17 protein-coding genes are annotated in these 22,241 nt (G+C 64.7%); 4 read left to right on the plus strand and 13 right to left on the minus strand.

All coding sequences use genetic code 11. The features are described from left to right. Nucleotides 1-199: 199 nt before the first annotated feature. Nucleotides 200-379, minus strand: a complete 180-nt coding sequence (locus M8J71_RS04300; RefSeq protein WP_256246764.1) for a hypothetical protein — start codon at nucleotides 377-379, stop codon at nucleotides 200-202. Beyond that, nucleotides 363-1,346, minus strand: a complete 984-nt coding sequence (locus tag M8J71_RS04305) for a trypsin-like serine peptidase (protein ID WP_256246765.1) — start codon at nucleotides 1,344-1,346, stop codon at nucleotides 363-365. The genes M8J71_RS04300 and M8J71_RS04305 overlap by 17 nt, the downstream gene beginning before the upstream one ends. A gap of 331 nt (nucleotides 1,347-1,677) precedes the next feature. On the opposite strand from M8J71_RS04305, the gene M8J71_RS04310 reads away from it, so the two are divergent. Then, nucleotides 1,678-3,897: an NADP-dependent isocitrate dehydrogenase gene (locus tag M8J71_RS04310; RefSeq protein WP_256246766.1), complete on the plus strand. Its 2,220-nt coding sequence runs from the start codon at nucleotides 1,678-1,680 to the stop codon at nucleotides 3,895-3,897. A gap of 148 nt (nucleotides 3,898-4,045) precedes the next feature. On the opposite strand, the gene M8J71_RS04315 is transcribed toward M8J71_RS04310, so the two are convergent. From M8J71_RS04315 to M8J71_RS04355, 9 genes are all read right to left on the minus strand, one after another. Continuing rightward, complete coding sequence (locus M8J71_RS04315; RefSeq protein WP_256246767.1) at nucleotides 4,046-4,576, minus strand: FIMAH domain-containing protein; 531 nt, start codon at nucleotides 4,574-4,576, stop codon at nucleotides 4,046-4,048. Then, complete coding sequence (locus tag M8J71_RS04320; protein ID WP_256246768.1) at nucleotides 4,573-5,796, minus strand: serine/threonine-protein kinase; 1,224 nt, start codon at nucleotides 5,794-5,796, stop codon at nucleotides 4,573-4,575. Before M8J71_RS04320 ends, M8J71_RS04315 begins: the two co-directional genes overlap by 4 nt. A gap of 294 nt (nucleotides 5,797-6,090) precedes the next feature. Next, entirely contained in the window at nucleotides 6,091-7,806 is a 1,716-nt protein-coding gene (locus M8J71_RS04325; RefSeq protein ID WP_256246769.1) for a beta strand repeat-containing protein, read from the minus strand. An 87-nt stretch (nucleotides 7,807-7,893) separates the two neighbouring features. Further along, nucleotides 7,894-8,670 carry a hypothetical protein gene (locus M8J71_RS04330; protein ID WP_256246770.1) on the minus strand — a complete coding sequence of 259 codons (777 nt, stop codon included), beginning with the start codon at nucleotides 8,668-8,670 and terminating at the stop codon, nucleotides 7,894-7,896. A gap of 349 nt (nucleotides 8,671-9,019) precedes the next feature. Beyond that, complete coding sequence (locus tag M8J71_RS04335; RefSeq protein WP_256246771.1) at nucleotides 9,020-10,114, minus strand: Gfo/Idh/MocA family protein; 1,095 nt, start codon at nucleotides 10,112-10,114, stop codon at nucleotides 9,020-9,022. A 225-nt stretch (nucleotides 10,115-10,339) separates the two neighbouring features. Then, the gene (locus M8J71_RS04340; protein WP_256246772.1) at nucleotides 10,340-11,437 is read right to left on the minus strand and encodes a substrate-binding domain-containing protein; all 1,098 of its coding nucleotides are present in this window, start codon (nucleotides 11,435-11,437) and stop codon (nucleotides 10,340-10,342) included. 50 nt (nucleotides 11,438-11,487) lie between these two features. Then, nucleotides 11,488-12,777, minus strand: a complete 1,290-nt coding sequence (gene mmsB / locus M8J71_RS04345) for a multiple monosaccharide ABC transporter permease (protein ID WP_256246773.1) — start codon at nucleotides 12,775-12,777, stop codon at nucleotides 11,488-11,490. Between the two features lie 43 nt (nucleotides 12,778-12,820). Then, nucleotides 12,821-14,383, minus strand: coding sequence for a multiple monosaccharide ABC transporter ATP-binding protein (gene mmsA, locus M8J71_RS04350; protein ID WP_256246774.1), 1,563 nt, complete (start codon nucleotides 14,381-14,383; stop codon nucleotides 12,821-12,823). A gap of 132 nt (nucleotides 14,384-14,515) precedes the next feature. Further along, nucleotides 14,516-15,706 carry an ROK family transcriptional regulator gene (locus tag M8J71_RS04355; RefSeq protein WP_256246775.1) on the minus strand — a complete coding sequence of 397 codons (1,191 nt, stop codon included), beginning with the start codon at nucleotides 15,704-15,706 and terminating at the stop codon, nucleotides 14,516-14,518. Between the two features lie 205 nt (nucleotides 15,707-15,911). On the opposite strand from M8J71_RS04355, the gene M8J71_RS04360 reads away from it, so the two are divergent. Then, nucleotides 15,912-16,706 carry a nitrilase-related carbon-nitrogen hydrolase gene (locus tag M8J71_RS04360; protein ID WP_256246776.1) on the plus strand — a complete coding sequence of 265 codons (795 nt, stop codon included), beginning with the start codon at nucleotides 15,912-15,914 and terminating at the stop codon, nucleotides 16,704-16,706. Here the strand turns inward: M8J71_RS04360 and M8J71_RS04365 are convergent. Next, nucleotides 16,703-18,328 (minus strand): PucR family transcriptional regulator, encoded by a 1,626-nt coding sequence (locus M8J71_RS04365; RefSeq protein ID WP_256246777.1) that lies wholly within the window; start codon nucleotides 18,326-18,328, stop codon nucleotides 16,703-16,705. The genes M8J71_RS04360 and M8J71_RS04365 overlap by 4 nt on opposite strands. A gap of 110 nt (nucleotides 18,329-18,438) precedes the next feature. On the opposite strand from M8J71_RS04365, the gene M8J71_RS04370 reads away from it, so the two are divergent. Next, nucleotides 18,439-19,962, plus strand: coding sequence for an amino acid permease (locus M8J71_RS04370; RefSeq protein ID WP_256246778.1), 1,524 nt, complete (start codon nucleotides 18,439-18,441; stop codon nucleotides 19,960-19,962). Nucleotides 19,963-19,982: 20 nt separating this feature from the next. Beyond that, complete coding sequence (locus M8J71_RS04375) at nucleotides 19,983-21,710, plus strand: flavin monoamine oxidase family protein (RefSeq protein ID WP_256246779.1); 1,728 nt, start codon at nucleotides 19,983-19,985, stop codon at nucleotides 21,708-21,710. Here the strand turns inward: M8J71_RS04375 and M8J71_RS04380 are convergent. Then, nucleotides 21,707-22,225 carry a gamma carbonic anhydrase family protein gene (locus M8J71_RS04380; protein WP_256246780.1) on the minus strand — a complete coding sequence of 173 codons (519 nt, stop codon included), beginning with the start codon at nucleotides 22,223-22,225 and terminating at the stop codon, nucleotides 21,707-21,709. The genes M8J71_RS04375 and M8J71_RS04380 overlap by 4 nt on opposite strands. Nucleotides 22,226-22,241: the final 16 nt, after the last annotated feature.

A 22,241-nucleotide genomic window follows, 5' to 3' on the forward strand; every position in this document is an offset into this window, starting at 1 on the left:
GAACCCTGCCGGCGTGGGCCCAAACCGGCTCCCTAACCTCGCAAGCTCGGCCAGGGAACCCTGCCGGCGTGGGCCCAAACCGGCTCCCTAACCTCGCAAGCTCGGCCAGGGAACCCTGCCGGCGTGGCCCCAGTAAAATGAACGACGGCGCCTGTCCCCTGCTTAGGGGGACAGGCGCCGTCGTTATCTGCAGCCTTCGTTAGTCCTGCTCAGTGGTGCCGGTTTCCGGACCCTCCTGCGGAAGCCGGAGCTCCCGGGGCCTGGCTTCCGCCATCCGCTGCTGTGTCCAGTACTCGAGGATCTCCTCGCGGGACTGAGTGACATCGCTGTGGCTGACGGAATCCCCGCCGGCTGGGGTTTCCTCAGCGTGTTGACGCAAAGTCGTAGGCCTCCTTGATGACGGATCCCCAATAGGGGCCATACATGACAGCTGAGCCGTTGTTATAGCCGTAGCTGTTGATTGAGTTCTGGTATCCGGTGGCACCGGTATCCGTGCTCGTCTGGATGAACCAGGGGCCACCAGAGGATCCGCCTGTCATATCGCACGGAATACCCTGCGAACCAAAGTGCGGATTGCGCTTGTCGCTGCCGGCAGTTCCGGTGCAGCTCTTGAGGGTCTCGCCGTTGAACGGTGATGCGGCGGGGTAGCCAAACGCCTTGTAGTTCAGGCCGTACGGCTGGTTGAAGAGCACTCCGGATCCGCCAACGACGTCGGTCAGGGTCTGGCCGCTTTTATTGGGGCCCACCACGGCGAAGCCGGTGTCATAGGCCATGTCACCCTTGGAGCTCCACTGGGTGGGTGCGTGCAATGACGTGGCGGTCCACTGTCCGTAGGGGGCGGTGCCGTTTTCGTACGCTGGCACGAAAACGAAGTTGGTGGCGAATTCGCCGGGTCCCTCGTTGAGGCAGTGCCCGGCTGTGGCCACTGTGCTTTTGTTGCCGGAGGCGACGGCGTTGCCCGAGCAGACGTAGTTGGTGTTGCCGAGCGTGAAGAAGACCTTGCCGACGTGCTTGACGGGGGCTTCGCTTTGGGCGATGATCGGCTTGCCCTTGGTGGCCTTGGCCTCACTCTTCTTGCCCTTTTCCACAAGCAGCGCGCTCGCGCGGTTGCCCCTCTCTAGAGCCTTGCCCGCCAAAACGTCCCCGGGAATGGCACTGCGCATGCGCTCGGACGTCCAGTAGTCGGCCACACCGGCGGCGTCCAGGACTTCACTGACTACAGACGGGTACTTTTTGTCCTCGGAATCGGCCGGTGCAGCGGCGGCCCCGCCGGCGGTGCTTAGTGCCAAAGCGGCGGCGGCTGAGAGGCTCAGGAAGCCGGTAGCCAGAGACCTGGTGCGTGTCATTGTTGTCCTGTCTGAACGGAGTGCGGCCCCCAGTACGGGCCAGGAGTGACTTAGCGAATTTATCGTCACATGACAAGTATGTAAATACTAGTGACCTATCGTGTACGGCTTGCCGCCGCCTTTAGTCACTGGCCGGAACCGAAAGAACCGCCGCGGCAGGGCTCCCGCGCGCGTGACGTCGTCGGCCGTTCTCCATCGCTGTAGTCCTGCCAGCCGGCAGGGTAATCCTGACGCCTCAGTAGGGTTCAAACCGGCGTCCTCGGGTAAGTTGTAGATGGTGAAATAGACCGAATTTTCACAACCAAGCCGACCCACAGGGAGACGCCCGCGCATGTCCAAGATTATCTACACCCACACCGACGAAGCGCCGATGCTGGCTACCTATTCGTTCCTGCCGATCATCGAGGCGTTCGCCTCGACAGCAGGTGTGGAGGTGGAGACCCGCGACATTTCGCTCGCCGGCCGCATCATCGCCGTTTTCGGTGACTACCTGACCCCCGAGCAGCAGATCGGTGATGCCCTCGCTGAACTCGGTGAACTGGCGAAGACGCCGGAAGCCAACATCATCAAGCTGCCCAACATCAGCGCCTCCATCCCGCAGCTGAAGGCAGCCATCGCGGAGCTGCAGGGCCAGGGCTACGCGCTGCCGGACTACCCGGACAACCCTTCCTCGGACGAGGAGACGGCTGTCCGCTCCCGCTACGACAAAATCAAGGGCTCCGCCGTGAACCCGGTCCTGCGTGAAGGCAACTCGGACCGCCGCGCACCCCTGTCCGTGAAGAACTACGCACGCCAGAACCCGCACTCCATGGGCGCCTGGACCGCGGACTCCAAGACCAATGTGGCCACCATGGGCAAGGACGACTTCCGCTCCAACGAGAAGTCGGTTGTCATCGAGTCAGAGGGCACCATCGCCATCCAGCTGGTCCGCGAGGACGGCTCCGTGAAGGTCCTGAAGAAGGCCTTCCCCGTGCTGGCCGGCGAAGTCATCGACGGCACCGTGATGCGCGCGGCAGCCCTGGACGAGTTCCTGAAGGCACAGGTTGCCCGCGCCAAGGAAGAAGGCGTTCTGTTCTCGGCCCACCTCAAGGCCACCATGATGAAGGTTTCGGACCCCATCATCTTCGGCCACGTGGTCAAGGCCTACTTCTCGGAGCTTTTCGAGACTTACGGCAAGCAGCTCGCCGCCGCCGGCATCAGCCCCAACAACGGTCTCGCCGCCATCCTGAGCAGCCTCGAAGACCTGCCGGAAGACGTGCGCGAAGGCGTGCAGAACCTCATCAAGAAGGGCCTCGAAGAGGGCCCTGCCCTGGCCATGGTGGACTCGGACAAGGGCATTACCACCCTGAACGTTCCCAGCGACGTCATCGTGGACGCGTCCATGCCCGCCATGATCCGCAGCTCCGGCCACATGTGGGGTCCGGACGGCAAGGAAGCTGACACCCTGGCTGTGCTGCCCGACAGCTCCTACGCCGGCATCTACCAGGTGGTCATTGATGACTGCCGCGCCAACGGCGCCTACGACCCCACCACCATGGGAACCGTGCCGAACGTGGGCCTGATGGCGCAGGCCGCCGAGGAATACGGCAGCCACGACAAGACCTTCGAACTCCAGGAAGCCGGCACCGTTCAGATCGTGGACGGTTCCGGCAACGTCCTGATCGAACACCAGGTCTCCGAGGGTGACATCTGGCGTGCCTGCCAGACCAAGGACCTGCCCATCCGCGACTGGGTCAAGCTGGCCGTGACCCGCGCCCGGGCGTCCCAGACACCCGCCGTGTTCTGGCTGGACGAGGAACGCGCCCACGACGCCAACCTCATCGCCAAGGTCAACGAGTACCTGAAGGACCACGACACCGAGGGCCTGGACATCCGGATCATGTCCCCCGTGAAGGCCATCGCCTTTACCCTGGACCGTATCCGCAAGGGCGAGGACACCATCTCGGTTTCCGGCAACGTGCTCCGCGACTACCTCACTGACCTGTTCCCCATCCTGGAGCTGGGCACCAGCGCCAAGATGCTTTCGGTTGTTCCGCTGATGAACGGCGGCGGACTGTTCGAGACCGGCGCCGGCGGATCCGCCCCGAAGCACGTCCAGCAGCTGCTCAAGGAAAACCACCTGCGCTGGGACAGCCTGGGTGAGTTCCTGGCCCTGGCCGTCAGCTTCGAGCACCTGGCCACCACCACGGGCAACGCCCGCGCCCAGGTCCTCGCCGATACCCTGGACCGGGCCACCGGCACCTTCCTGCTGGAAAACAAGTCGCCCAGCCGCCGTGCCGGTGAGCTGGACAACCGTGGCAGCCACTACTTCCTGGCCCGCTACTGGGCAGAGGAACTGGCCAAGCAGACGGACGACGCCGAGCTGGCCGCCTCGTTCAGTTCCATCGCCGGGGAGCTCTCCTCGAAGGAGGAAACGATCGTGGGCGAGCTGGCCGAGGTCCAGGGCTCGCCGGTGGACATCGGGGGCTACTACAACCCGGACGACGCCAAGGCTTCCGCCGTGATGCGCCCGTCCGCGACGCTGAACAAGGTTCTCGCCACCCTGAGCTAGGTTAGGGCTGCGGCGGCAGCTGGCCCGGCAACGCGAAGGAGGCGGCGCCCCGGGTTTATTCCTGGGGCGCCGCCTCCTTGCTGTTGGGGCTGGAACGACGGCGTCGCTCGCTGCTTAAGCGACGTCGTCGTGCGTTGATGGCCGGCGTTCAGTCTTTGCCTTTCCCTTTGCCCTCGTTGTCCCTCTTATCGTCATCATTTCCGGACTCAGATGCGGAGGCAGACGCGGTGGCCGGAGCGGAGGCGGACACGGGGGCCGGAGCCGGTGACGGCGTCCCGGTGGATGGTGCCGCCGTCTCGGCGGGCGCTTGTTCCGCCGTGGTTTTCGCGTCTTCGGCTGCCTTCGCCGCCGCCGCGATAGCTTGTTCCAAGTCGGCGCGGACGGCCGCTGCGATGGTGGTGATGGTCTGGCGCCGCTCCTCGGAAACCTGACCCTTGCCCTGTGCCGCGGCCAGCTCCGCCTCAAAACCTTCGAGGGCTTTCATGGCTGTGGCGGGATCATTCCTCGAGGAAGCCTCGCTCACTTCCAGGACCCGCGCCTGGAGCTGACGCGCAGTGGCGGGCTGCAGGCCTGGGTCGCTGGGAGAGCAGCCAGCCAGCAGCCCGACCGTAAGCACGGCCGCCGTCCAGATCACCACCCGCTTCTGACCGCCACCCGGGGTGTGCCTCACGGTCCTCATGGCTCCACGCTCTTTTGAAGTTCCTCGAGGTGGTCACCAAGGATGCCGGTCACCGTGGGGTAGGGCACGACGTCGGGCGTGGACTGGGCGGACAGGCTCGCCAACACGGCCGCTGTGGCGGCAGCTATCAGCACCGCCGCGAGAAGCACTGCCAGCCACAGGCGCCTGCGCCGGGACTCTGTGGGGCGCTCCTTTCGGGGCTGTTTGCCCTTAGTCCCTTGCCCAGGGGCAACCGGTGAAGCATCACCCACTGGTCCTGCCGCCTCACGCAGTTCATCCACCGATTCCTCAGCAGTGATGGAGGGCGGGTGGAACGGCATTGCCGGCAGAACCCTCGTGGTCTCGGGGGCGAGTTCTCCCGGGGTTGATGCCGGCGAAACCAAGGCTTGCCTGAGGGCGGTTTCGATGTCCGCGGCGGCGGGACGCTCCAGCGGTTCGATGGCCGTCATGGAACGAATCAGGTCAGCCCATTCAGGCGGCAGGTCTTCTGGAATCTCGGGAGCGCGGTGGAGGCGGGCCACGGCAGATTCAACTGCGCCGCCAGGATATTCAATCGTGCCCTTGATGCATTCGAGCAGCACAAGGCCGAGGGAGTAGATGTCGGTCGCGGGGGAGAGGGGCTGGCCCAGGGCCTGCTCAGGGCTGAGGTAAGCGGCAGTGCCCACCATTGTTCCCGTGGCGGTTAGCCGTGTGGAGTCCGCAATCCGGGCAATGCCGAAGTCCGTGAGCTTCGGACGCAGTGGCTCCCCGGGGCGGATCTGTACCAGCAGGATATTGGCAGGTTTGATGTCGCGGTGGATGATCCCAAGACCGTGGACATACGCCAGCGCGTCGGCGATGCCTGCACCGATGACTGCGAGTTCCTCCAGCGGGACTCGGCTGTGCCGGATCCTGGTGCGCAGGTCCTGGCCGTCCACGAGTTCCATGGTGAGGAAAGGCCTCGGCTCGTCGGGGACGCGGGTATCGATACCGGCGTCGAACAGGGTCACCAATCCCGGGTGGTTCAGCGTCGCCAGAAGCTGGATCTCTGCTTCCTGCCGCTTCAACTCGTCGGCGTCCGGTGCCTGCGGGGCAAAGAGCTTCAGGGCAACGTCGCGGCCCAGATTTTCATCCCGGGCACAGTAAACGGACGACATTCCACCGCGGCCAATAACCTCACCCAACCGATAACGTCCGCCAACCACTTCATTCTTGATGGAGCTAGGCGATTCCGCCACCATAACCCGTTCCTCCCGGTGCGCTGCGGCACTGTCGTACAACAAATTATACGGGCGGTGGGGTAAACGGACGATTGGCCTCGGCTTCCGTTCTGTGACACGCCGACGGTCCGGCGGCGAACCGTGTAACTATTTCGCCGCCGGACCACCGGCCACAAGGACATGTGTGCTGATGACATGTTTGCGTTGATTCGTGTGGTTGCGTTTTGTCTTTTGCGGGTCCTCCTTCCGCTCAGCCTGCTTGCTGCTGCCGCTTCAGGCGCATGGTGCAGGCACCGTCAGCAAGCCTTAGTTGTCCTAGGACACCCTGCGCTTGCGGAGCATCAGGAGGATTCCTGCCACCAGAAGCAGCAGGGCCAGCGGGACCAGGGAAACGTCCACGCCCGTCTTGGCCAAGGCGTTGGCACCCTCGGCGGCGCCACCCTGCGCAGGGGTGCTGCGAGGAGTGGTGTCCACGGAGATGGCGCCGCCGACTGCGGTGGAACCTGCCGGGGCCGCGGACAAGCCGCCGGTGCCTGCCGTGCCGGTGTCAGAACCGTTGTTCGAACCGGTAGTGCCGTTTCCGGTGCCACTGTCGGTGCCATTGTCGGTGCCGGGTGTGTTCGTGCCTGGAGCATTGGTCCCGGGGTCAAGGGTGCCGGTGCCTCCGGTGTTTCCGTCACCGGGAGTCCCGGTTCCCGGGTTCTCCGTGCCCGGCGTGCCCGTGCCTGGGTTTTCCGTGCCATTGCCGTCACTGCCCAGCCCGAGGCCAAGGTCCAGCCCCAAGTCAACGACTGCAGCCAGTCCACCCGTGCTACCGGTAGTGCCTGTTCCAATACCGATTCCTGCGTCTACGGCGGCGTCGAGTCCGCTGGTGGTGTCGGTTCCGTTGGTGCCGCCGAGGTTGATGCCGACGGCGGCGTCAACCAGGGCGTCCACGAGAACGGCGTTGGTGCCGCCGAGGTTGACCTCGACGAGGGCATCCACGAGAGCGCCGTTGGTGCCGGTTCCGCTGGTGCCGCCGAGGTTGACGTCGACGAGGGCGTCCACGAGAGCGGCGTTGGTGCCGGTTCCGCTGGTGCCGCCAAGATTGGCATCCACGACTGCATCCACAGCGGCGTTGGGTACGCCGGTGGTGAGGTCCGTGCCTGTGACGGTCCCAAGGTTGACTGCTGCGTCTACGGCGGCGTTGAGTCCGCTGGTGGTGCCGTTGGTTCCGTTGGTTCCGCCGAGGCTGACATCCACGATTGCATCCACAGCGGCGTTGGGTACGCCCGTGGTGCCGTCCCCTGCGACTGCCCCCAGGTCGACTGCAGCGTCTGCTGCGACTGCGAGATCCGTCGTGCTTGGTGCGGTTCCGGCTGTAGCGGCGTTGCCGAGACCTAGGTCTACGACGGCTGCCGCGCCGAGGTCGGGGCTGCTGGTTTGGCCGGTTGCGTTCCCGAGGTCGACCACGACATCTGCTGTGACCGCGAGATCGGTCGTGGTTGGTGCGGTTCCGGCTGTAGCGGCGTTGCCGAGACCTAGGTCTACGACGGCTGCCGCGCCGAGGTCGGGGCTGCTGGTTTGGCCGGTTGCGTTCCCGAGGTCGACCACGACATCTGCTGCGACCGCGAGATCGGTCGTGGTTGGTGCGGTTCCGGCTGTAGCGGCGTTGCCGAGACCTAGGTCTACGACGGCTGCCGCGGTGAGGTCGGGGCTGCTGGTTTGGCCGGTTGCGTTCCCGAGGTCGACCACGACATCTGCTGCGACCGCGAGATCGGTCGTGGTCGGCGTAGTTGCGTCGGTGCCGGCACTACCGAGACCGAGGTCGAGGTCGACTACGGCGGCGACGCCCGTTGACTCTGACGGCGTTGGGCCACCCAGCAGGCCCAACGACGCCGTGTCAGCGGACGTCTCCGCCGAGATGAGGGCAGATGCGGAAAGATCCGATCCGCTGGTGGTGTCCGCGGCGTTCGCCGCGGTGCAGCCGAAGGCCAGTAGCCCACCGGCAAAGAGGGTGCCGAGCATCCCCCTGCGAAGGTTGGAACTCATGATGATGTCTCCTGAAAAGTTGAGGTAAGGGCGCTGTCAGCAACCCGTAATGCCGCGTTCTGCCCGACATGGGCAGACGGGTCTCAACTAGTCAGGAGAGGAGCCGGGGTCGTAAGACACCGGCGCAGGGACGTTCTCAGAGGTCTCGCCAGCGCGGACGGCACCGGCAAAAGGAAGGTCAAACGTGAAGGTGCTCAACCATGCCGCGGAACCCGAGGAGCCGGATGTGGAGGCCCCACTTCCCGCCCCCGAACCGGGAGCGGCAGGAGCCTGGGCATGGACGGGCGAAGGGTCCGCAATGTCCTGCTGCTCTGCCTCAACGCCAGATGCTGCGTCTGCAACCCAAAGAACCGGCGCGATACCCGTAAGGGCAACGGTACCGACAGGGGAGACGGCGAGACCGGGTCCTTTCACAGCGTCAACAACGGGCACGCCGGAAGGTGTTGGGCTTTCGGTAGCTGCGCCCAAATTCCCGGCAGCAGCGGGGTCATCTGTGACGACCGTGGCGCCACCGGAGGTGTCAGCATCGACCGGAACGACGGGCAGTTCAGGAACCGCTACGGGTAGGGGAGCGTTACCTGTCGCCAGGTCAGAGACGGGCTCCAGAACGGGTTCAAGAACAGGAACAGCCGCGGCAACGGGTGGAACGACAACGTCAACAAGGCCCGCAGTGGCCCCGTCCGCAACTCCAGCGATAGGAGCGGAGACAGCCGTAACGGTACCAGTGGGAACCACCTGGTTCACAACCGGTACCGCCGAGACGATATGGTCCGCTAGCCCCGACAGTTGGCCCACTACTGGTTGAAGCAGCCCTGTAGAGGATGCAGCAGCCGGAGGTGTAGATGGGGCGGCGGGTGCAGGCACGGCAAGTTTTTCTGTTACCGACGACACCGAACTCGTGACGCCGCCCAACAGGGACGTGGTATCAGAAAGCGCATCTGCCGAAGCCGCTGGAGATGAAAACGTCAGCCACGTAAGGGTCACCGCGCCGGCCAGGAGCACAGGACGCAGGGCACGCCACGGAGAACGAGCCTTAGCCATGCGTACCACCCCCAGTACCGTTGAAATCGACGGATGCCTACAGGGTAAGACCGAATGTTGCAGAAAGTCTAGGAAATTCACCCAACAATTCGACTAAATGCCGCTGCTTATCTTCCGTCCCGTGACAGCAGCCAGGAGCGTTGTCACGGCGTTGACGTTCTTTTGCCGCAGTTTACGGCTGTGTCACCTTTGTCGTTTGCCGCTCATCATTGGGGTAGCTGACGCCCAGCTGCGCCCGCACTCCGTCAAAGAGGCGCATGGTGTTCAACGTGTCCTCCAGCGGCATCACGGGGCTCTCCGTGAGCCCCTGCTGAACGCAGCGCGTCACCTCGCGCAGCTCGTATGTGTATCCACGTCCCACGACGTCAAAGGATTCGACCCGGCGTTCGTCCCATCCTGTTCCAATGACCAGTTCCCGCGGGTTGTTGATGGATCCGATGCTCTGCAGGAAACCCTTGCTGCCGGCGACGGTGGCCGTGCGCGGGCCATATGCGAGCAGCGACGACGTGAGCTGCACCTGCGCTCCGTGGTTGTAGCCGAGGGTCATCGCATTCTGGGCGTCAACGCCGTCGTCATTTACATGTCCTGTGGCACTTACTGTCTGGGGAAACCCGAGGGTTCCCAGCGCCCAGAGCAGGGGGTAAACCGAAAGATCGAGAAGCGCGCCGCCACCGTCCTGCCTGGCCCAGAGCCTGGCAGCGGGTGAGTAGGGGGCAGGGAAGCCGAGGTCGGCAGTCACCCAGTGGATGTCCCCGATTTCGCCTGAGGTGGCGATTTCGAAAGCCCGCTGCATTGCCGGCAGGAACCGGCTCCAGACTGCCTCCATCAGGAAGAGCTTCCGGGACCGGGCAACCTCGATGAGCTCGGCGGCTTCCCTGGCGTTGACGGTGAACGCCTTTTCGCACAGGACGTGTTTGCCGGCATTGAGCGCCGCCAGCACAACTTCATAATGCTGCGCATGCGGCGTTGCCACGTACACCACGTCCACCGCATCGTCGGCGAGCAGTCGCTCGTAGCCGCGGACGCCGCCGTCGTCCCCGTAGGCTTTGGCAAAGTCGTATGCGACGGCAAAGGCATCGGCTGTGTCCTGCCCCCGGGAGCTGACGGCATACAGTTCTGCATCGGCGAGCAGCGCCAGGTCCTGGGACACCGAGCGGGCAATTCCGCCAGTGGCGATGACACCCCAGCGAAGGGGAGTTCCTGTAGCGGAACGGGGATCCTGATCGGACTGGCTGGACAACCACGGCTTGGCGATAGGCGCACTCATGGTGCCCATCCTCTCACTGCAATGCGCGGGTGCTTCGGATATTACCGGCAGGAAGTGATGGAGGGTCGGCGGCCGAAGCGGGACGAAAAGTGATGGGGCGTCCGTGGAGAGGGGACAGCATGTGATGGAGCGTTGGAAATGGGTAGGACGGGGGGCCGCCGGGCCAGGGCACGGAAAAGCCCGGCCCCCGAAATGGGGACCGGGCTTCTCCAGTGATCAGAGTGCTTACTTGGTGATCGGTCCGAGTACCGGATCGTCCACGTAGGCCGTCTTCACGTTGGCAGAGGTCACGATGACCGGTTCCAGCAGGTAGGCCGGGACGGTCTTCACGCCGTTCTTGTAGGAATCCTTGTCGTTGATTTCCAGTTCCTTGCCGGCCTGGAGGTCCTTCGCCATGGTGATGGCGTGCTCAACGAGCTTCCGGGTGTCCTTGTTGATGGTGGAGTACTGCTCGCCTGCCAGGATCGACTTGACCGACTCCACCTCGGAGTCCTGGCCTGTGATCACGGGGGTCGGCTTGCCGGCGGCCTTCACGGACGTCAGAATTGAGCGGGCCAGGAGATCGTTCGGTGACAGGACGCCGTCCAGGGGTTCGGTGGTGTAGCTGCCACTGATCAGGGTGTCGGCACGGCGCTGGGCGTTCTCGCCCTTCCACGCCTGGGTTACGGCCTGTTCGAAGCTGGTCTGGCCGGAGAGGACCTTGAGGGTGCCGTCATCGATCTTCGGCTTCAGGACGCTCATTGCGCCATCAAAGAAGACCTTGGCGTTGGCATCGTCGGGGGAGCCGGCGAACAGTTCGATGTTGTAGGGGCCGTTCGGCTTCTTGGCCTTCAGGCCTTCCAGCAGTGCCTGGCCCTGGAGCTCGCCCACCTTAAAGTTGTCGTAAGCCACGTAGTAGTCCACGTTTTCGGTGTTCAGCAGCAGGCGGTCGTACGCGATGATGGTGGCGCCGGCATCCTTGGCCTGCTTCAGCTGGGTGCCCAGCTGGGTGCCGTCGACAGCCCCGACGATGAGGACTTTGGGATTCTTGGTGATCATGGCGCTGATTTGGTTCTGCTGCTCGGAAACACCGGCATTCGCGAACTGGACATCAGGCTTGAATCCGGCCTCGCTGAGGCCGTCGTTGAACAGCTTTTCGGCGAGGACCCAGTTTTCACTGGTCTTCTGCGGAAGTGCAACGGCGATGGAGGCGTCCTGCTCGAACCCACCGGCGCCTTCGGTTCCGCCGCCCGTGCTGGGCTCGGAGCGGCCGCAGCCCGTCAGCGTCAGCGCTGCGATGGCAGCTACCGCTGCGGCCTTTCCTGCTTTACCAAACATTCTCATTGTTGGTTCTCTTTCTTTGTGGTGGTGTAACGCGATTCAGGCTGCAAGGCTCAGGCTTCCCTGGCGATCGCTTCCTTGGTGGAGGTGGTCTCGTCGGGCTGGAGCGGGTTGCTGGGTCCGCCGCCGGCGCGGCCGCCCCCGACGTTCCTCATCAGCAGGCTGATGATCGACTTTTTGCCCTGGCTCTTGTTGTAGACGTCGAAGGCGACCGCGATCAGGAGCACCAGGCCCTTGATGATCTGGGTGAGGTCGGCGCCGATGCCCAGGAGCTGCAGGCCGTTGTTCAGCACAGCCATCACCAGGCCTCCAATGATGGACCCGACGACGGTACCCACGCCGCCTGTGACCGCAGCGCCGCCGATGAAGACTGCTGCGATCGCATCAAGTTCCCAGCCGACGCCGTCGAACGGGCCTGAGGCGGTGGACCGGCCCACGAAGATCATGCCGGCCAGGCCGGCCAGGATGGACATGTTCATCATGACCAGGAAGTTGACCTTCTTGGATTGGACGCCGGACAGCTCGGCTGCGTGCCGGTTGCCGCCGACGGCGTAGACATGCCGGCCGAGGATGGTGCGTGAGGAGACGAAGCCGTAGACCAGGACCAGTACAGCCAGGATCAGGCCGGGGATGGGGAAGGAGGTGCCCGGCCGGCCGGTGGCGAACAGGTAGGTGGCGTAAAGGATGGCGCCGCCGATCAGGACCAGCTTCAGGGCAGTCACCCACATTTCCGGGACTTCGGCGCCGAGGGCTTTGGCGCGGGCACGGGAGCGGAGCTCGCTCCACACCACGAACGCAACTGCGGCGATGCCCAGCACCAGGGTCAGGTTGTTGAATCCGGTGTCGGGTCCCACTTCGGGGAGGTAACCGGCGCCCAGGTACTGGAAGTCGCTGGGGACCGGGATGGTGTTGGACTTGCCGACGAACTGGTTGAAGCCACGGAACAGGAGCATGCCGGCCAGGGTGACGATGAACGCCGGTATTCCCACATATGCTGTCCACCAGCCCTGCCAGGCGCCAATCACCGCGCCGAGCGCCAGGCCCAGGAGCACACCGGCGTACCAGGGGATCCCCCAGTCGCGGATTGCCAGGGCAACGGTGACGCCGACGAATGCTGCCACGGAACCTACCGAGAGGTCGATGTGGCCGGCAATGATGACCAGGACCATGCCGATGGCCAGGATCAGGATGTAGGAGTTGCCGTTGAAGAGGTTAATGACGTTGCCGGGAGTGAGGGTCCGGCCGTCGGTGGCGATCTGGAAGAAGATGATCAGTGCTACCAGGGCGAAGATCATGCCGAATTGGCGGGTGTTGCCGCCAAACAGCTTCTTGAGGGCGTTCATGGTGTCAGTCCTTGTGTCCGGAAGGTCTGGATAATCCAGAGGGTCAGGCGGCTTCGGCTTTGCGGGCGGAGGTCATCAGTTTCATCAGGCTCTCCTGGCTGGCCTCGTCTTTATTCAGGACACCGGTGATGGCGCCTTCGAAGATGGTGTAGATACGGTCGGAAAGGCCCAGGAGCTCGGGGAGCTCCGAGGAGATGACGATGACTCCCTTGCCCTGGTTGGCGAGCTGCTGGATGATGCCGTAGATCTCGTACTTGGCGCCCACGTCAATGCCGCGGGTCGGTTCGTCCAGGATCAGCAGGTCAGGGTCCGTGAACATCCATTTCGCGAGGACCACCTTTTGCTGGTTGCCGCCGGAGAGCTTGGCTACGCCTTCCTCCACTGACGGGGTCTTGGTCCGCAGCGATTTGCGGTACTGCTCAGCCACCGTGAATTCCTGGTTCGGGTCCACAACGGAATTACGGCTGATCTTCCGCAGGTTGGCCGCCACCGTAGTGGTCTTGATGTCGTCCAGCAGGTTCAGTCCCAGGGATTTCCGGTCCTCGGTGACGTAGCCGAGCCCGGCGTCAATGGCCTGGCGGACGGATTTAAGGGTGATCTCTTTCCCGTCCTTATAGATCTGGCCGCTGACGAACCGGCCGTAGGAGCGTCCGAACACGGACCGGGCCAATTCGGTGCGTCCTGCTCCCATGAGCCCGGCGAAGCCCACGATCTCGCCCCGGCGGACGAAGAAGCTGGAGTTCTTGCATACCAGCCGGTCCTGGACGTTGGGGTGGGCAACGTTCCAGTCCTTGACCTCGAAGAACACTTCGCCGATTTTCGGAGTGTGCTCCGGGAAGCGGGATTCCAGCGTGCGGCCCACCATGCCCTTGATGATGCGGTCCTCGTCGACGCCGTCGGCCTTTACATTCAACGTCTCGATGGATTTGCCGTCACGGATGATGGTGATGGAATCGGCGATCTGTTCAATCTCATTGAGCTTGTGCGAAATGATGATGCTTGTAATGCCCTTCGCCTTCAGGCCGAGCATCAGGTCCAGCAGGTGCTGTGAATCGGACTCGTTCAGTGCCGCCGTTGGCTCGTCCAAAATGAGGATCTTCACGGATTTGTTCAGTGCCTTGGCGATTTCCACGAGCTGCTGCTTGCCGACGCCGATTTCCTTGATCGGCGTATCCGGGTCCTCGCGCAGGCCCACGCGGGCCAGCAGGTCCAGGGAACGCAGCCGGGCTTCGGCCCAGTCGATGACGCCGCGCTTGGTGGGCTCGTTGCCGAGGAAGATGTTCTCCATGATGGAGAGCTCCGGGATCAGCGCGAGTTCCTGGTGGATGATCACGATGCCCGCGTGTTCGCTGGCACGGATGTCCCGGAACTGCTGGACCTGGCCCTGGTAGACGATGTCGCCGTCGTAGCTCCCATAGGGGTAGACGCCCGAGAGGACCTTCATCAGGGTGGACTTGCCGGCACCGTTCTCGCCACAGATGGCGTGGATCTCACCGGCCTTCACCCGCAGGCTCACGTTATCCAACGCTTTAACGCCGGGGAATTCCTTCGTAATGGACCGCATCTCGAGGATGATCGGCTCGTTTTGCGTGGTCTGGGACGTCATGTTGCCCTAACCCTCCAATGCAATGACTTCTTTGTCCGGCCGGCAAAGCGCAGGGCCGTCTGATGAAAAAGTAAACTGGATCACGCCGGTTGTCGTCAAGTCTTTAACGCATATGGCAGGTAACGAAACGGTCTAGGTCTTCCGGATCCCGGCGTGTTGGAACACCAACGCTGCCGCTCCCAGGGCCTCGGCGCGGTCACCCAGGGAGGACATCGCCAATTCTGTCGTTTCCCCTATGACGGGGACGGCGTGCCTTACCAGGCCCCTCTTGATCGGGTCCAGGAGGAGGTTGCCGAGGCCCGCCAGAGGCCCCCCGACGACGATCACCTCAGGGTTGATCAGGTTGGCGACGTTACCGAGCGCGCGGCCGACGGCGAGCCCCGCGTCGTCCAGCACCCGAAGAGTTGCCGAGTCGCGGGCCAGGGCCTTGCGCACGATGTCCGCAGGGGTGAGCGGACGGTCCTCGCCACGGCTGAGGAGTTCGATCATGGTGGTGGTGGAAGCGATCGTCTCCAGGCAGCCGCGGTTGCCGCAGCGGCACACGAGTCCCTGTTCGTGGATGGTGGCATGGCCGATTTCACCCGTGATCCCCACGTTGCCGTAATAGGGTGCCCCATTGAGGATCAGGCCCGCCCCAATGCCGGACCCGATCTTGATGAACAGCAGGTTGCTGACCCCGGTGTGCTGCCCCCATGTCACCTCGGACCAGGCGCCCAGGTTGGCGTCGTTGTCAACGAAGACGGGGATTTTGAGCCGTTCCTCCATGTGCTGGAGGATGCTGATGCCCACCCATTCGGGGAGGATGGCTCCCTGGGCCACGGTGCCGGTGCGCCGGTCGATCGGTCCTGGAATTCCGACGCCGGCGCCCACCACTGCGCTGCGCGCAATCCCGTTTTCGTCCAGGAGCTTCTCGAGCAGGACCACTGCCGCCTGGATGCCCTCCTCGGCCTGGTGGCCCAGCGGCAGCGTGACGGATTCCTCGGCAATGACGTGATAGCTCAGCGAGGCCAGGACCACCCGCAGATGCCGGCGGCCAAAGTCAATCCCCACTGCCACCGCGCCATTGCTGTTGAGCCTGACGTTGAGCGCCCGCCGGCCGGAACTGGTGATCGGCTCCGTGGATGCCAGGCCTGAATCAAGCATGATCTTGACGATGTTGGAGACTGTTGCGGTGGAGAGACCGGTCTGCCGCGCCAGTTCTGCCTGCGTGGAGGGCCCGCCCATCAGCGACTCGATGATCCGTTGCTGGTTCAGTTGCCTGAGCGCGGATTGCGAGCCGGGATTTTTAGGTTTGCTCCTCGTTGAGCGCGAAGTTGCGGGCATGCTTAGAAGATTGCCTCATTCCAACTCTTGTAGTCAAGAAGTTAACGCAATGGGGCCTGCAAAAGACCTGGAAGCAAACAGGATATTGTGCCCGCTTAGGCCGCGACGGAGGTGCAAAAGACCCCGCTTGTCCAGCACGGGCCGTCGCTAGTCTGAACTAAGGCCTTCCTTCGAGGGCCAGTTCCGACGATGGAAGGTGGCCGCTGTGTTGCTGGCACTCCTGCAGGCGAACGCCGTTGTGATGGATATGGATGCCAACTGTGCCGCCATTGACGCAGCGGCAGAGGCCGCTGCTGCTGCCGGCGCTGCAGTCCTGGTGACGCCAGAACTCTTTCCCGTGGGTTATGCACCCCGCCGGGTCCGCGCAGAGCTGGATCCCGACTCCCTGCCCGGGCTGCACGCGAAGCTGGCCACCATGGCACGCCGCCACAACATAGGCCTGGTGTACAGCCTTCCCCAGCTCACCGGTCAAGGGGAGTGGCACATCAGTGCCACGCTTCTTGACGCCGGCGGCGATACTTTGCTCAGCTACGCAAAGGTGCACCTTTTTGGCCCCGACGAACGTGCTGCCTTCAGCCCGGCGGCCCAGCCTCCCGCCGTCGTGGATTTCAATGGTGTCCGCACCTCCATGGTGATTTGCTACGACGTTGAATTCCCCGAAGCAGTCCGGGCAGCCGCTGTGGCCGGAGCCGAACTGCTCCTGGTGCCAACTGCGCTCGCGCACGGGTATGACGACGTCCCGCAGGTGTTGCTGCGGGCGCGCGCGCTGGAAAGCCAGCTGTCCATTGCCTACGCCAATCACTCGGGCGTGGAGGAGGGCTGCAGGTTCCTCGGCGGCAGCGTCATCGCCGGGCCGGACGGCAGGTTGCTGGCCGCGGCAGGCGAGGAACCGCAGCTCCTTTTCGCGGAACTGGACGAAGGCGCCGCAACCAGGGCGCGCGGAGACGTGCCGTACCTCAACGAACGCCGGCCTGATCTCTACCGCTCCTGGGGCGGCTAAGGGTTTTCTGCTACCGGGCCGTCCGCATACTGCAGCGCAATCCAAAGCTCCGCCCTGGACTGGGCCTGGCCCAGGTCCAGCTCCAACAGTTCCGCGATGGCATTTACCTGGCGCCGCACGCTGTTCCGGTGCAGGCCCAAATCCTTGGCCGTGGCGTCCCAGCTTCCATTCGCGGCCAGCCAGGCACGGAGGACGCGGAGCTGGACATCACGGCGTTCGGGCTCCAGTTCCAGGACGGGTGCCAAAAGCTTTCCCGCAAGAATGGTCCCGGCCTCATTGCCCAGCAGGCCGGTCACTGACCAGGTCACCTCTTCCACCCGCGCGCTTTTCCCCGTGGCCAGCACGCGGGCCCGGAGCGAGGTGGCCCGCCGGTAGGTTTCCGGCAGGCCGGACAGTTCAGTGGGCTCACCCACCACCAGGCGCCAGCCCAGCTGCTCCACCTCGGCCATCAACTGGTCATCCACCTTCAGCCTGGTGACTGCGGCGAATCCGTAATCGGTCAGTTCCACCATTTTGCTGTCGAAAATCCGGCGCCACTGCAGCAGCTCCCGCACCGGCCCGTCCTCCGCGGCGGGGGCACCGGCCCACCGGAGGCCCTGGACCACCCGGACCGGGCCGGACCGGGTTCCCGCGACGCTTTGTGCCAGCAGGTCCTTCAGCACGTTCAGTTGCCGGGTGTTGCCGGCGGCCAGGCTCTCGGGGCGCAGGAGCAGGGCGGTGGCCAGCTGGCTGGGTGCCAGGGATCCGCTGGTGCGTTGGCGGACCAGGAGTTCAAGAAGCCCCACAACTGATGAGACCACACTGTTCTGGGCGGGGGTCAGTGCCTTGTCCGCGCCCAGCACCAGGCTGCCCAGCGTAGCGTCCTTGGTGCTGCGGAGCGGGTGGCCGAACACCAGCGCCGGGCCCGGGGCGTCAAAAGTTTCCGTTTCCACGCGGGGGCCGCTCCCGGTGAGGAGTTTCTTGAGGAGGGGCTGAAGCTGGGCGGTGTCGACGGCGGCGCCCGCTCGGGCGCGGACGCGGCCGTCGGCGCCAAAGAGGACGGCCCACACCGGAACGCGCTGGATCAGTGCCGCCAGCAGCTCGTGTTCCGGCCGGGCCGAAAGCACTGCGCGCATGAGGTGGCGGTTGGTTTCCGCCAGCTGCCGGAACACCTGTGCATTGCCGGACTCAAGCAGCTTGGAGAATTCCAGGCCCAGGGCGGCAAACGGCACGGTGGCGGGCACCTCCACCAAAGTGAGCCCGTACTGCCGGCAGGCCGCAACCACGTGGTTCGGAACGGCGTCGTAATAAGGCTGCAGGCCAAAGCCCAGGGCAGCCACTCCTGCATCAACCAGCCGGCGGACATATTCCTGAACCCGGGGGACGCTGTGGCTCCCGTCCGTGCCGGCGTCATCGTAGCCGCCGTCACGGAACGGCAGGCCGGCGGTAAGGACAAACTCCCCGTCCAGCAGATAGGGGGTGGGGTCTTCCAGCTCGCTCGGCTCCACCCAGCGCAGGGGCACCTGGCCATTCCCGGCGTCGTGCACCATCCTTACTTCCGCGGGCAGTGCCGCGAGGAACTGCCCCAGCGTGACCGCGTCCAGCTGGTCGGGGCTGTCGATAGCTGGTGCATTACGTCTCATGGGTGAACACTATAGGTCACTTTGCACCTCCTTGAGATGCGGCTCACACGCCTACTGTGGGTGAGGGGAAAACCAGTTCAACCAGCCAACGACACGAACGGACGTCAACGATGACTGTGCCTACACTCTCCGGCCAGGCCCCGGACGGCGCGACCGGAACAACGGCCCGTCCCGCCCTGGGAGCCCAGCTGCTGCGCCGCAAGCCCATCTCCCAGATGGTCAACGAGGCAGAAACCAACAACGGTGGTCCCCGCCTGGTCCGCAGTTTCGGTGTCCTGCAGCTGACCATGATCTCCGTAGGGGCAACCCTCGGCACAGGCATCCTGGTCATCCTGGGTGAATCCGTTCCGCTCGCCGGGCCCGCCATTTGGATTTCGTTCGCGATCGCCGGCCTGGCAGCGCTGCTGTCCGCGGTGTCCTACGCGGAGATGGCCGGATTAGTGCCCGTCGCCGGCTCCAGCTATTCCTACACGTACGCCACCATGGGCGAGGGGATGGCCTGGATCTGCGGCTGGTGCCTGGTGCTGGAGTACGCAGTATCCGTGGCCGCAGTGGCTGTAGGTGCCGGACAATACGTCAATGAAACGCTTGCCGTTTTCGGCTCCGTCCTCCCCGATGCAGTGTCCCAACCGCCCGGCGACGGCGGCGTGGTCAATGTCCCGGCCATGGTCATCGTGGTGCTTGCAACCATCCTGCTGGTGCGCGGTGCCAAGGAGAGCGCCTGGATCAACACCTCCATCGTGGTGGTGAAGGTGGGCATCCTGCTGTTCTTCTGCGCCGTGGCCTTCACCGCCTTCAATGCGGGCAACTTTGAACCCCTGCTGCCCATGGGCGCCGCAGGCGTCTCGGCCGCCGCCTCCCGCGTCTTCTTCTCCTACATCGGCTTCGATGCCGCCTCCACGGCGGGTGAGGAAGCGCGGGACCCGAAGCGCGACCTGCCCAAGGCCATCATGTTGTCCATGCTGATTGTCACCACCATCTACGTCCTGGTGGCGGTCGCCGCCATCGGCGCCAGGCCGTGGGGCTGGTTCGACGGAACCGAGGCCGCCCTGGTCAAAATCCTTGAGGAAACCACCGGCCAGCCCTGGATCGCCCTTGTCTTCGCGGTGGGCGCCGTCCTGGCCATCGCCAGCATCGTCCTGACGGTCCTCTACGGGCAGACCCGGATCCTGCTCTCGATGTCCCGTGACGGACTCATCCCCAAGGTCTTCGGCCGCGTTTCCCGCCGTACCGGCACCCCGGTGGCCGGGACGCTCCTGGTAGGGATCGCCGTCGCGCTGACTGCAGGGCTGGTTCCGTTGGGTGCGCTCGCCGACGCCACCAGCATCGGCACCCTGTTTGCGTTCGCGCTGGTGAACGTCGCCGTCATCTACCTCCGCCGCACCCGGCCGGAGCTGGAGCGGACCTTCCGTGTGCCCCTCTTCCCGCTCACGCCCATCCTCGGCGCGGCAATGTGCGCCTACCTCATGGCCAACCTCGGGGCTGACACCTGGGTGGTCTTCGCCCTCTGGATGCTCGTGGGCGTGGCCGCCTACTTCGGCTACGGACGCCGGAACTCACGGGTGGCCGCCCTCACCAACGAGGAATACCGCGAGCTGTCCGGACCACAACTCTCACCCCAGCACACCTCCTAACCGACGAAGGCACAACTTCCATGACCATCGCCACCGAACTGCCGGCCTCAGATCCGTCCAGCACCTCGGCCACCTCCGCTGCAGCGCCCGGCGGTGCCGCTGCGGATCCCATCACCATGCTGAACCCGGACTTCCCGTTCAGCTACGACCACTACCTGGCCCACCCGGACGGCCTGGGAACTGTGCCGCCCGAACTGCTGGGGACGGAAGTTGCCGTCATCGGAGCAGGCCTTTCCGGCCTGGTCACCGCCTATGAGCTGATGAAGCTGGGGCTGCGGCCCGTGGTTTACGAGGCCGACCGGATCGGCGGCCGCCTGCGCACCGCCTCGTTCCCCGCGGCGCCCGGCGTGGTGGCGGACCTCGGTGGGATGCGCTTCCCGGAATCCGGCAAGGCGTTCTACCACTACGTGGACCTGCTGGGCCTCGAAACCCAGGAATTCCCCAACCCGCTGTCCCCGGCCACCTCCAGCACCGTGATTGAGCTGGCCGGCCAGAAACACTACGCGGAAAAACCAGGCGACCTTCCGCCGTTCTTCCGCGAAGTGGCGGACGCCTGGAAGGCAGCCGTTAACGACGGCGCCGCGTTCGTTGAGATGCAGGCCGCAATCCGATCCCGGGACACCGGCCGGATCAAGGAGCTGTGGAACGAACTGCTGCCACTGATGGACGAGCAAACCTTCTACGGCTTCATCGCGGCCAGCGAGTCGTTCAAGAAGGCCGGGTTCGCCCACCGGGAAGCCTTCGGCCAGGTGGGCTTCGGCACCGGCGGCTGGGACACCGACTTCCCCAACTCCATCCTCGAGATCCTCCGCGTGGTCTACACCGATGCAGATGACCAGCACCGGCTCATCAGCGGGGGAGCCCAGCGGCTGCCCGAGGCACTCTGGCAGCACGCGCCGTCGGGCATGGCCCACTGGCCGGAAGGAACCTCACTGTCGTCACTGCACGCCGGTTCGCCGCGGGGCGCGGTGGGCAGGATCAGCCGCGATCCGGACGGAAACCTGCGCATCCGCGAACGCTGGGGGCGCGAAGCCAGCTACCCCGCCGTGGTCACCACCTGCCAGTCCTGGCTGCTGTCCACCCGGATCCACACCGAGGAGGCGCTGTTCCCGGCCGAACTGTGGACGGCCATCGAGCGCTCGCACTACATGCAGTCCTCCAAGACGTTTGTGATGGTGGACCGGCCCTTCTGGAAGGACATTGATCCGGACACCGGCAATGAGGTCCTCTCGATGACGCTCACGGACCGGCTCAACCGCGCCACGTACCTGCTGGACAACGGGCCGGACCAGCCCGCCGTCATCCTGCTCTCCTACACCTGGAACGACGACGCACTGAAATGGCTGGCGCTGGACGCGGACGAGCGCGTGGAACTGATGCTGCATTCGCTCGAGCAGATCTACCCCGGGGTGGACATCGCCGGCCACATCGTGGGCCAGCCCATCACCGTCTCCTGGGAGGCCGACCCCAACTTCATGGGTGCCTTCAAGGCGAACCTGCCGGGGCACTACCGCTACCAGCAGCGGCTGTTCACCCACTTCAAGCAGGATGCCCTGCCGGAATCCCAGCGCGGCATCTTCCTGGCCGGTGACGACGTCTCCTTTACCGCCGGCTGGGCAGAAGGCGCCGTCACCACCGGGCTGAACGCCGTGTGGGGCGTGGTCAACCACCTGGGCGGCGCCTCGGCCCCGGGCAACCCCGGACCGGGTGACCTGCTCGAGGAATTCGGACCCATCTCGTTGGACTAAGTGTGGAGCTCCCGGTGCGCCCGGGCCAGCTCGATGTAGCGGGACGCGTTGGCCCGGACGCCGTCGTACTCCTCACCGGTAAGCTCGCGGCGGACCTTGCCTGGGACGCCTGCCACCAGTGAGCGGGGCGGGACAACGGTACCCTCCAGGACGACGGCCCCGGCAGCCACGAGCGAACCGGCGCCGATCACGGCTCCGTTGAGGATGGTGGCGCCCATGCCGACCAGGCAGTCGTCCTCGACAGTGCAGCCATGCACGACGGCGGCGTGCCCCACGCTGACCCGTTCGCCCACCGTGCAGGGAAAGCCGGGGTCCGCGTGCAGCACCACGTTGTCCTGCAGGTTGCTGCCCGCGCCCACCGAGATGGCGGCGGTGTCGGCACGGACGGAGACACCGTAGAAGGCGCTGGAGTCCTCGGCCAGGGTGGCGTTGCCAATGATCGAGGCCGTGGGTGCAATAAACGCGGATTCATGGACGGCAGGGGTGTTCCCGGCGAAGGGATAAAGAGGAGCCATGGGCCAAGCCTAGGAC

This window comes from Pseudarthrobacter sp. R1, from assembly GCF_024494415.1.
GTDB lineage: Bacteria > Actinomycetota > Actinomycetes > Actinomycetales > Micrococcaceae > Arthrobacter.